The organism is Streptomyces sp. NPDC054841, from assembly GCF_053611045.1.
In genome coordinates this window covers 1-9,544 of sequence record NZ_JBSGZO010000334.1, presented here as the reverse complement: position 1 = coordinate 9,544, position 9,544 = coordinate 1, and the positions used below count along the sequence as shown (strand labels likewise).

The 9,544-nt window shown below is 69.4% G+C and carries 11 protein-coding genes and 1 pseudogene; 9 read left to right on the top strand and 3 right to left on the bottom strand.

The genetic code is table 11. The annotated features are described in order from the left end of the window. Positions 1-997, top strand: a 997-nt coding sequence (locus ACWGI8_RS31960; RefSeq protein WP_453666239.1) for a LacI family DNA-binding transcriptional regulator, incomplete at its 5' end; no start/stop codon positions are given. 32 nt (positions 998-1,029) lie between these two features. Here the strand turns inward: ACWGI8_RS31960 and ACWGI8_RS31955 are convergent. Beyond that, positions 1,030-1,359 (bottom strand): hypothetical protein, encoded by a 330-nt coding sequence (locus tag ACWGI8_RS31955; protein ID WP_453666241.1) that lies wholly within the window; start codon positions 1,357-1,359, stop codon positions 1,030-1,032. 153 nt (positions 1,360-1,512) lie between these two features. On the opposite strand from ACWGI8_RS31955, the gene ACWGI8_RS31950 reads away from it, so the two are divergent. The 8 genes from ACWGI8_RS31950 (at position 1,513) to ACWGI8_RS31915 (ending at position 7,549) form a co-directional block, all read left to right on the top strand. Continuing rightward, positions 1,513-2,175: an HAD-IA family hydrolase gene (locus tag ACWGI8_RS31950; RefSeq protein WP_453666238.1), complete on the top strand. Its 663-nt coding sequence runs from the start codon at positions 1,513-1,515 to the stop codon at positions 2,173-2,175. Between the two features lie 116 nt (positions 2,176-2,291). After that, on the top strand, positions 2,292-3,491 hold the full coding sequence (locus ACWGI8_RS31945; protein ID WP_453666237.1) for a helix-turn-helix domain-containing protein: 1,200 nt from the start codon (positions 2,292-2,294) through the stop codon (positions 3,489-3,491). Between the two features lie 192 nt (positions 3,492-3,683). Next, a complete protein-coding gene (locus ACWGI8_RS31940) occupies positions 3,684-4,064 on the top strand; it encodes a hypothetical protein (protein WP_453666235.1) in 381 nt (126 codons plus the stop codon). 104 nt (positions 4,065-4,168) lie between these two features. Then, positions 4,169-4,357, top strand: coding sequence for a hypothetical protein (locus ACWGI8_RS31935; RefSeq protein WP_453666233.1), 189 nt, complete (start codon positions 4,169-4,171; stop codon positions 4,355-4,357). Further along, entirely contained in the window at positions 4,354-4,701 is a 348-nt protein-coding gene (locus tag ACWGI8_RS31930) for a hypothetical protein (protein ID WP_453666231.1), read from the top strand. Before ACWGI8_RS31935 ends, ACWGI8_RS31930 begins: the two co-directional genes overlap by 4 nt. A 78-nt stretch (positions 4,702-4,779) precedes the next feature. Beyond that, on the top strand, positions 4,780-5,802 hold the full coding sequence (gene rfbB, locus ACWGI8_RS31925; RefSeq protein WP_453666229.1) for a dTDP-glucose 4,6-dehydratase: 1,023 nt from the start codon (positions 4,780-4,782) through the stop codon (positions 5,800-5,802). Further along, a complete protein-coding gene (locus tag ACWGI8_RS31920) occupies positions 5,799-6,908 on the top strand; it encodes a DegT/DnrJ/EryC1/StrS family aminotransferase (protein WP_453666228.1) in 1,110 nt (369 codons plus the stop codon). The genes rfbB and ACWGI8_RS31920 overlap by 4 nt, the downstream gene beginning before the upstream one ends. Beyond that, the gene (locus ACWGI8_RS31915) at positions 6,905-7,549 is read left to right on the top strand and encodes a formyltransferase family protein (RefSeq protein WP_453666227.1); all 645 of its coding nucleotides are present in this window, start codon (positions 6,905-6,907) and stop codon (positions 7,547-7,549) included. The genes ACWGI8_RS31920 and ACWGI8_RS31915 overlap by 4 nt, the downstream gene beginning before the upstream one ends. 13 nt (positions 7,550-7,562) lie before the next feature. Here the strand turns inward: ACWGI8_RS31915 and ACWGI8_RS31910 are convergent. Together ACWGI8_RS31910 and ACWGI8_RS31905 are read right to left on the bottom strand one after the other, a co-directional pair. After that, positions 7,563-8,760 (bottom strand): annotated as a pseudogene (locus ACWGI8_RS31910) (UDP-N-acetylglucosamine--N-acetylmuramyl-(pentapeptide) pyrophosphoryl-undecaprenol N-acetylglucosamine transferase). A gap of 187 nt (positions 8,761-8,947) precedes the next feature. Further along, entirely contained in the window at positions 8,948-9,214 is a 267-nt protein-coding gene (locus ACWGI8_RS31905) for a hypothetical protein (RefSeq protein WP_453666225.1), read from the bottom strand. Between the last annotated feature and the right edge of the window lie 330 nt (positions 9,215-9,544).

Genomic DNA, 9,544 nt, shown 5'->3' with positions numbered 1-9,544 from the left:
GGCCACCCCTCGGCTCGCCGACATCGCCGCCCAGTCGGGAGTCAGCGAGGCCACGGTCAGCCGTGTCCTCAACGGCAAGCCGGGAGTCTCCGCGGCGACCCGCACACGGGTGCTCGCCGCGCTCGACATCCTCGGCTACGAGCGTCCCGTACGGCTGCGCCGCCGCAGCGCCGGGCTGATCGGGCTGGTGGTGCCGGAGCTGACCAACCCGATCTTCCCCGCCTTCGCCCAGGTCATCGAGCAGGTCCTGGCCGGACACGGCTACACGCCGGTGCTGTGCTGCCAGCAGCCCGGCGGAGCGACCGAGGACGAACTCGTCGAGCAGCTGGAGGAGAGCGGCGTCGACGGCATCGTCTTCCTCTCCGGGCTGCACGCGGACACGGCCGCGGACCAGGGCCGTTACGCCGAACTGGCCGCGCGCCGGGTCCCGTTCGTGCTCGTCAACGGCTACAACGAGCTCGTCGACGCCCCCTTCGTCTCGCCCGACGACCACATGGCGGCGGCGATGGCCGTACGCCATCTCGCCGAGCTGGGGCACGAGCGGATCGGGCTCGCGGTCGGGCCCGTCCGGTACGTACCGTCGCGGCGCAAGACGGAGGGCTTCCTGGAGGCGGCGGGACCGGACGCCGAGCGGTACGTCCGGCACACCCTCTTCAGCGTCGAGGGCGGACACGCGGCGGCCGCCGACCTCATCGACGCGGGCTGCACCGGCATCGTCTGCGGCAGCGACATGATGGCGCTCGGTGTCATCAGGGCCGCCCGGGAGCGCGGCGTCGACGTGCCGGGCGGACTGTCCGTGGTGGGGTACGACGACTCGCCGCTGATCCCGTTCACGGATCCGCCGCTGACCACCGTGCGGCAGCCCGTCCAGGCCATGGCGTCGGCGGCGGTCGGTGCGCTGCTGGAGGAGATCCGGGGCAATCCCGTGCCGAGCACGGAGTACGTCTTCCAGCCCGAGCTGGTGGTACGGGGCTCGACGGCGCGGGCGCCGGACTGAGCGGGGCCCGTCCGTTATCGGCGGCCCGCGTTTCAGGCACTCATGGCGTCGGCCAGCCGTCCAGGGAGCGCGCCGTTGTTCAGGTAGTGGCGGAGGGTGCTTGCCGTGGTGTCGACGAAGGCTTCGGGGACGGCGTTGGCGTCGACCCAGTGGACCTGGAGTACTCCGCTGTATGCGCCACCGCAGCCGATGGCTATGCCCAAGACGCGCAGGCGTCGTCCGAGGGTTGGTGCGTCCTCGGCTCCGCCTCCCAGGCCCTGACATTCGGTGTCGCCTGGCGGTGGGGGCTGCTGGACCGGCCACGACGAGGACGAGGTGAAGGAGACGGGCGTCCCCGAGCCTGCCCCGACGATCGGCGTCATGGCGACCGGTGTGAAGGGATGGTTCTGCCCCTGGCCGGGCCCTTGTTGCGGAGGTTGCAACACAGTTGCGCAGGAAGATCCGGCCGTCCCACCGCCCGACTGGCAGTGGGGATGGCGGGTAACGTCGCGGTGTTGTGGGTTGACCGGGAAGGGATGGGTGGAAGCGTGGCTGGCGGCACTGACAGTCGCATGCCCTATCGGGGTCTGATTCTGGACTTCGTGGGTGTACTGACTACGGGGGTAATGGAGTCTCATCGGGCCTGGTGTGCGGCCCAGGGGCTGGAACCGAGGGCGTGGAAGACAACGCTCGAAGACCACCCGGAGGGGCGGTCGTTGTACGAGTCTTTGGAGGCGGGGAGGCTGTCGCAGGCGGAGTGGAACCGCCGTACGGCCGCGCTGCTGGGGGTGGAGGACCACCACAACCTGATGGGGCGCGTGTGGTCGGGTGTGCGCCCGGCTGCCGACATGATCGGCCTGGCTCGGGCGGCTCGGGCTGCCGGGATGACGGTGGGGCTGCTGTCGAACAGCTTCGGTCTCGACCCGTACGACCCGTACGCGGCAGTCGGTGTTTGGAACCTGTTCGACGTGACGGTGATCTCGGAGCGGGAAGGCATCGCCAAGCCCGACCCGGTCATCTACCAGCGGACCCTCGACCGCATGGGTCTGACCGGTGCCGAGTGCGTGTTCGTGGACGACAACATGCTGAACCTGCTCCCGGCGGCGGCACTCGGGATTACCACGGTCCATGCGGACGGGCAGGCCGAGACGGTGGAGCGGCTGGCCGCCCTGCTCGGGGTGCTGCCCGCTCCCGCATAGAGCGCGGGGTCCGCCCCATTTCGTCGAACTGGCAGGTGGGGCGGGCCTGTTACGCGACGCGCTCCGACGCGCGTACCGTCGCCTGTGAGGCGAATCACAGGATCGGGGTTCAGGGTATGGGCGATTGGGACAGCTACACCACTGGGCAGCGGGTCAAGCTCCTGCGGGGCACGGACTGGACTCAGGAGTCTCTGGCCGAGGCCGCCGGGGTGTCTGTGGGGACTATCCGCAAGATCGAGCAGGGCGGCACTGTCAGCTTGCCGACGCTGCTGCGGGTCTCGGAGGCGCTGCACACGGACGTGTCGGTGATCGTGGGTCAGCAGGCTCCGCGCCGGGCGATGGCCGCTGCCGACCGTGCTGCTCTTCGGGGCCTGTCGGTGGCCGTCCACGACACGGCCGCGCGGATCGGCGTGGACACCGGGCCGCCGGACGAAGCGGCGCACGCGGCCTCGATGGAGGCCGCGTGGGGGCTGTACCAGCTCGGGGACTACACCGGTGCTGCGCTGGCGGTGGCTCCGCTGCTGAGACAGGCAGCAGCAGCCGTCGGGGCGGCGCCGACCGACCGGGTCTGCGCGGCTCGCGGTGTCCTGTCGGACTCGTACAGGCTCGCCGCGTACTGCGCGAACCTGATGGGCGCGCGGGACCTCGCCTATGCGGCGGTGGGGCACGCTCAGACTCAGGCGGAACTGGCGCTCGACCCGCTGCGGGAGGCGCTGGTCGCCTCTGGCCGGTCGTGGGTGTACCTGCGGGACTCGCGGCTTGCGCAGGCTCAGGAGGTGGCGGAGCGGGCCGCGAACGCGATCGAGCCCCGCTACACCGACAACGACTCGAACCGCTTGGCGGTGTACGGGTGCCACATCGTGTTCGCGTCGGTGGTGGCGTCCCGGCGGGAGGATGCTGACCGTGCGGGTGATCTCATCAGTCACGCTCATGCGGTCGGTGCGCGGATGGGTCAGGACATCACCACGAACGGCGTCTCGTTCGGCCCGGTGTACGCCACCGCTCAGGCCGTGGGGATCAACGTGGCCCTGGGACAGGCCGGGAAGGCGCTGACGCTGGCGAAGAGCCTGGGTGACCGGTCGGCGCTGCAACAGGCCACGCAGAACCGGCTGGCACTGGATCTCGCGACGGCGCAGTGCGAGGCGCGGATGTGGGACACCGCGCTGGACACCCTGATGACGGTGTGTACCGAACATCCGGAGTGGGCGCGGCACCAGGCCCTGACCGTCATTCTGGGTCGGCGGATCGGGAAGGCGAACAAGGGGGCTCTGCGGAAGCTGGGTGGAGTCCTCGGCGCTGATCTGCTGGCCGGTTGAGGCTCGACTATCACGCCCCGTAGCAGTCGCCGCTGTTGCGGCGTTCCGGCTGCTACGGGGCGTGGTGTTCGTGGCTGGGCCAACTTCGGGGAGTGCCACGCCCCGTGGATTCACCTACGGTGATCCAATGGTGACTATGAAGGCATGCTGACTGAGTCTCAGACCGGGACGCGAGTGCCGGTCGTCCTGTAGGTGTGCACCGCCGAGGACGACGCATCGGACCTGATCGCCGAGCACGTCCACCAGCACGCACATGCCCGCGACTGGCCCGTGGTCGACACGGTCCGGGACCGCGACCGTCTCCAGCCGCTCGACCAGCGTCCCGGCTGGACTCGGGTCCTCGACTTGCTCGCCACCGGCATCGCGCGGGGCATCGTCACGTTCTCGCCGTCCATGGTCGCGGCCGGCGACGGCTTCGAGGCGCTGCACCGTCACATCTCCCACGAGGGCGGTTTCCTCGTGGCCGCCCGCACTGAGGACACCCGGCCGCGTCGCAGCGCCGGGGACGTCGAGCGCCGCAGGAACATCGCTGCCGCCGCCGCTGGCTGGCATTCCACCGGTCTGCACGCCTGATCCCTCCCCTTGACCGGGCAGCCCCATGCCGCCGCTGCCCGCCCCGCCTCCCCCCCCCGACGGGCAGCGGCACCCCTGACCACGACCCAGCCCCGGAGACCACGATGAACGGAAACCAGCCGCAGAAAGAGCCCCTTCCCGTCCGAGTACCCGGAGAGAGCACCCACCCCGGACAGCCGTCGGCCGAGCTGATCGAGCGGGCGCAGCACGGCTGGGACGCTTTCCTGGCCCGAACCGGACCTCTGCCCGACGAAGACGAACAGGTGACCCCGGCCGAGGACACCGAGCGGTGACCGCCGTGCGGCGCGCGCCCACGGCCCAGGACATCGCCCAGGACTCCGCACTGGCGATGACCCTTGCCTCCTACGCCACCTCGACCGGCCCCGCCGCCGATGAGCTCCGCAAGGGGCTGCGCTCCTACATCGGTCTCCTCGCCGATCCCGCGCAGGCATACGCCGACGCCCTCGAAGAGGGACGGGCGAAGGACATCGCCCAGAGCACCGTCCGGCACGCACGGACCGTCGCCCAGAGCCAGGGCACCGACCCGGCCGCGACACTGCGTCTCCTCGCCAAATCCACTGACCTCCTGCTGCGGTACGCCGCACACGCCCAGCAGCAGGGAACGCAGCACAACTGAGCACGATCCATCTCCAGAACTCCCGTCGCGGCGAAGGCAGCCGGCCTCGCCGCCTCGGACGACACAGGGAGCCGTCACATGGAAAAAGTGCTTGTCACTGGTGGAGCAGGGTTCATCGGCTCACACTTCGTCAAACGCCTGCTGACCGCTCAGGACATCGCCGAGGTCACCGTCCTCGACGCCCTCACCTACGCGGGCAACATCCAGAACCTGGGGGAGGCATTCCTCTCCCCCAAACTGGCGTTCATCGAGGGCAACATCCTTAACACGGACCTGGTAGATGACCTGGTCCGGCGGCACACGGCCGTGGTTCACTTCGCGGCCGAGTCGCACGTGGACCGCTCTTTCTTCGAGGCGGGGAACTTCCTGTCGACGAACGTGCTGGGCACCCACACGCTCCTCGACGCCACGATGCGGTCCGGGGCCATCACCAAGTTCGTCCACGTCTCCACGGACGAGGTGTACGGGCCTCTGGAGACCGGGGCTGCCACGGAGGATTGGCCGATGCGGCCGACCATCCCGTATGCGGCGTCGAAGGCCGCGAGTGACCTGGTGGCCCGCTCGTACGCGCACACGTACGGCGTGCCGGTATGTGTGACGCGGTCCTCGAACAATTACGGGCCGTGCCAGCACCCGGAGAAGGTCATCCCCCTGTTCATCACCAACCTCCTCAAGGGCAAGGGCGTGACCTTGCACGGCACCGGTCAGCACGTGCGGAACTGGTTGCACGTCGAGGACAACTGCCAGGGCATCGAGCTGGTCCTGCGGCACGGCATGCCCGGGGAGGTCTACAACATCGGCGGCGGCACTGACCTGACCACCCGGGAGCTGGCCGAACAGCTGCTGGAGACGTGCGGCTCCGGCTGGGAGGCGGTGCAGTACATCCCCGACCGGCAAGGCAACGACCTCCGCTACGCCATGGACTGTACGAAGATCACCAGCCTCGGGTACCGGCCCGTCCGGGACCTCAGCCAGGGCCTGGCGGAGACCGTCGAGTGGTACCGGAGCAACCCCGGCCGGTGGGCACCGTTGCTGCGGAACCCGCACGCGCAGATGGCCGCGATCAGTCTGACGGCAGCAACCGAGAGGGGAACCCGATGAGCGTGGAGTCTTTCGGCAGGAACGCGAGGCCGTCTCTGTACGGCGGTGAGGCCGAGGCCGTGGCCGAGGTGCTTGACAGCGGCCAGTACGGGCACGGGGAGGTGACCGAACGGTTCGAGCGGGAGCTGGCCGGATTCCTGGGCGTGCCGGACGTGGTCGCGGTGTCCTCCGGCACGGCTGCGCTCCAGATCGCCCTTATGGCTGCTGGGATCGGTCCCGGAGACGAGGTAGTCGTGCCGTCTATGACGTTCTGCGCGACGGTGCAGGCGATCGTGGCGTGTGGGGCCGTCCCACGGTTCTGCGAGGTCGACCCCGTCAGCCTGTGCGTGACCGCCGAGGACATCTCCGAGGCGATCACCCCGGCAACCCGCGCCGTGATGCCAGTGCTGTACGGGGGGCGGGCCGTCGACCTGGGCACAATGAGCGGTCTGCTGGCCGATCGCGGCATCGTTGTGGTCGAGGACGCCGCGCACGCCTTCGGCTCCCGCCAAGGGGAGGTGAGGGTCGGCGCGACGGGGACAGTGACCTGTTTCAGCTTCGGCCCGATCAAGAACCTGACCTGCGGCCAGGGCGGCACAATCGTCCCCAACAGCCCGGGGCAGGCCGTCAGGGCTCGCCACATGCGTCTGCTCGGCATGGTCGAGTCCCCGGCCGAGCGGGCCCGGTCCACCGCATACCGGGTCGGGGGCCCGGGGCTGCGCGCTCAATTGTCGCAGATCAACGCGGCGATCGGGTTGGTCCAGCTCTCACACTTCGCCAGGGCCGAGACCGAACGCAGGGATCTGTGGAACGCGTTCGCCACCGCGTTGAAGAGCGTGCCGGGCGTGACGCTGGTGGACGTGGACGCGGACCGGTCGGTGCCCTCCCTGTGCGCGGTCCTGGTGGACAACCGGGACGTCATGTTCAAGCGGATGCAGGCCAAGGGCGTCGGGGTCGGAACGCACTACCCGCCCAATCACCTCCAGCCCGCGTTCTCTGCCTGGCGCCGGCCGTTGCCCGTGACCGAGGACATCGGCCGGTCGGTCATGACGCTGCCGTTCCACCACGCCATGACCGGGCGGGACGTGGCCGTGGTCGCGGAGACCCTGGCAGAGGCGCTGTCGTGAGGCGGGCGGCCGTCCTGGGCAAGGGCTCCCTTGCCCTCCATGCCTGCGAGACGATCGCCGGTCTCCCGGACACCGTGCTGGACACGGTGCTCCCGAACGCGCAGGAGCCGGAGTGGGACCTGCGCCTGTCCGACCACGTCGCTGAACGCTGGCCTTCCACGCGCGTCCTGCGGTCCGGGGACTGGCGTGACCTGGAACCGGGCCGCTGCGACCTGGTGTTCAGTGTCCTCTACGACAGGATCATTGGCCAGGCCCTGATCGACGCCACCGACACGATCATCAACTGTCATCCCGGCCGGCTCCCGCAGTACCGAGGCGCCCGGCCGGTGAACTGGGCGCTCCGCAACGGCGAGCACCTGCACGGCATCACCATCCACGGCATCGATCCGGGCGTGGACTCAGGACCCGTCATCGCGGAAGCCGTGTTCTCCATTTGGCCCGAGATCGACGAGGTGCGGGATGTGTGGGAGCGGGCCATGCGCCACGGTCGTCTGCTGATCTCGGACACACTTCCCCGGATCGACCGGATCGCCCCACGGGCTCAGGACGAGTCTGAAGCGGTCATGCACTACATGCGGGACAACGACCAGCTCGGCGACCGCAGCGACTGGACAAGGGCGTTGTCGGCAGAGAACACCTGACCCGGGACGGATGTCAGTTGCGGGCGGCGGCAGACAGCACCATGTCTGTCAGCCGCTCCGCCGCGTCTGGCCGGCCATGGGACAAGGCGCGCTGAGCCATCTCGCCCCGCCTCTCTGGGTCTGTCAGGAGGGGTGTCACGGCGTCCTGCAAGGTCTCCGCCGACACACGGTCCAGGAGAGCGACCGCCGCCCCAGCGTCGTGCAGATGACGTGCGTTGTGGGCCTGTTCGTTGCCCGCCGAGGTGGCCAGGGGAATGAAGACCGCTGCCTTGCCGAGCGCGGTCAGCTCCGCGATCGTCCCCGCACCGCTCCGGGAGATCACCACGTCGGCCATGGCGAGGACGTCGGGCAGCTCGGAGCCGACGAACCCGGTGAGCAGGTAGCGGGCCGCGAGATCGGCGGGAAGCGTGGCAGCATGCTGACGCAGCTCGGGCAGGTTCGCTTCCCCGCACTGGTGGACGACGTTGGCGCGGGACAGCAGCCACGGCAAGCTGTCCCGAACCACGGTGTTGATCTGCACCGATCCCTGCGCGCCGCCGGTGACGTAGATGGTGGGGAGGGCTCGGTTGAAGCCGTGCAGACCCAGGGCCTCGACGGCCTTGTCTGCCTGCCCGGACAAAACCTCGGGCCGTACGGGGTTGCCCGTGACCGTCGCGATGGCGCGGACGGAGTCCGGCAGCAGCGCCATGGTCGATTCCGAGGACACGGCGATACGAGTGGCGGCTCGGGCAAGGGCTCGGTTGGCGAGCCCCAGACGGACGGTCTGCTCGTGGATGACGAGGGGGTGACGGCACATCTTGGCGGCCAGGCCGACCGGGACGGCGACGTAGCCGCCCGTGGCCAGCACCACGTCGGGGCGGAAGGAGGACACGATGGAGCGGGCCTGCGCGACACCCAGCGGTTACCCGGCCGATGTCCTTCACGTTGGCGGGGGACACCATTTTCAGCGGGTTCTTGGCCCGGCGGATCTTGCCGGTTGCCACTGGAGCGAACCTGATTCCCTCGGCCGCCGCGATCCGGGCCTCCAGACCGCCGTTCGTTCCCACCCATAGGACATCCAGCGTTCCGCCCATGGCTGCGAGTCGGGACTGGAGCGTACGCACGGCGGTCAGAGCGGGGTACGTATGCCCTCCGGTCCCGCCGCCGGTGACGATCAGACGGAAGGGCCGCTCGGGGGCGGGCAGGGGACGGTCGAAACCGGACGATGTCATCCCCCCATCCTGGCACCGCTGTCATGACGGAACTGAACCAATACCGAAAGGGGGGTATCCGTTTCGGTTAGCCGGATCAGGACTGTGGTCTGCGGCCTCATCGTCCGCGACCAGCAGATTCGCCTCGTGCACGGCGACTACCCGGAGCCGGCCTCGCGGTGGCCTCCGAGCGGGGTCAGCGGCCTGGCTAGCCGCCGAGCCGGATGGTGGAGCGGGAGATCTGGGAGGAGACCGGGGTGCGGTGGAAGCAGGGCCGCTGCTGCACCTGCGGGAAGGCATCCCGACCGACGGCCAGGACCATCACCGGGTGGATGCCCTGTTCTGGTGCCGCCCGGTGATGGTCCCGCCCGTGCTGGGTAGCACCGTCGCGGACAGTGTCCAGCACCGGGTGGAGGGTGCCGGTCAACAAGGTGACCCTGCTGTGGATCGTCCCGCAGTACCCGCGGGAACCCATGACGGTGGATCGGACGAGCCAGGCCACTTCGTAGCGGTCTCACCTCCACGACGAGCGTCGGGCCAGGACGACTGAAAGTTCTTGCGGAATGATGTCGTCCGTGTGTCACGCACGTGTCTCAACCGTTGACCCACGGACCATCTGGCCCTACGGTCACCTGCGCAGAGGGCCTTGCAGTTTTGCAGCAAGAACATTCAATCCCCACTCCGGCCCTCCCTCGGTTTTTCTCCCTCCCTGAGCCGCAGGAGGATTCATGGCCAGCAGATCTCTGGCCGCCGCACTCGCCCTCGCGGCGGGAGCAGCGGCCGCGGTGATCGCGCCGGGCGGGAC

What these genes read in the sequence shown, in the direction of transcription:
- ACWGI8_RS31950 (WP_453666238.1), top strand. Translation starts at nt 1,513, where the DNA reads ATGGGTGGAAGCGTGGCTGGCGGCACTGACAGTCGCATGCCCTATCGG.
- rfbB (WP_453666229.1), top strand. Translation starts at nt 4,780, where the DNA reads ATGGAAAAAGTGCTTGTCACTGGTGGAGCAGGGTTCATCGGCTCACAC.
- ACWGI8_RS31955 (WP_453666241.1), bottom strand. Translation starts at nt 1,359, where the DNA reads ATGACGCCGATCGTCGGGGCAGGCTCGGGGACGCCCGTCTCCTTCACC.
- ACWGI8_RS31920 (WP_453666228.1), top strand. Translation starts at nt 5,799, where the DNA reads ATGAGCGTGGAGTCTTTCGGCAGGAACGCGAGGCCGTCTCTGTACGGC.
- ACWGI8_RS31935 (WP_453666233.1), top strand. Translation starts at nt 4,169, where the DNA reads ATGAACGGAAACCAGCCGCAGAAAGAGCCCCTTCCCGTCCGAGTACCC.
- ACWGI8_RS31945 (WP_453666237.1), top strand. Translation starts at nt 2,292, where the DNA reads ATGGGCGATTGGGACAGCTACACCACTGGGCAGCGGGTCAAGCTCCTG.
- ACWGI8_RS31905 (WP_453666225.1), bottom strand. Translation starts at nt 9,214, where the DNA reads ATGGGTTCCCGCGGGTACTGCGGGACGATCCACAGCAGGGTCACCTTG.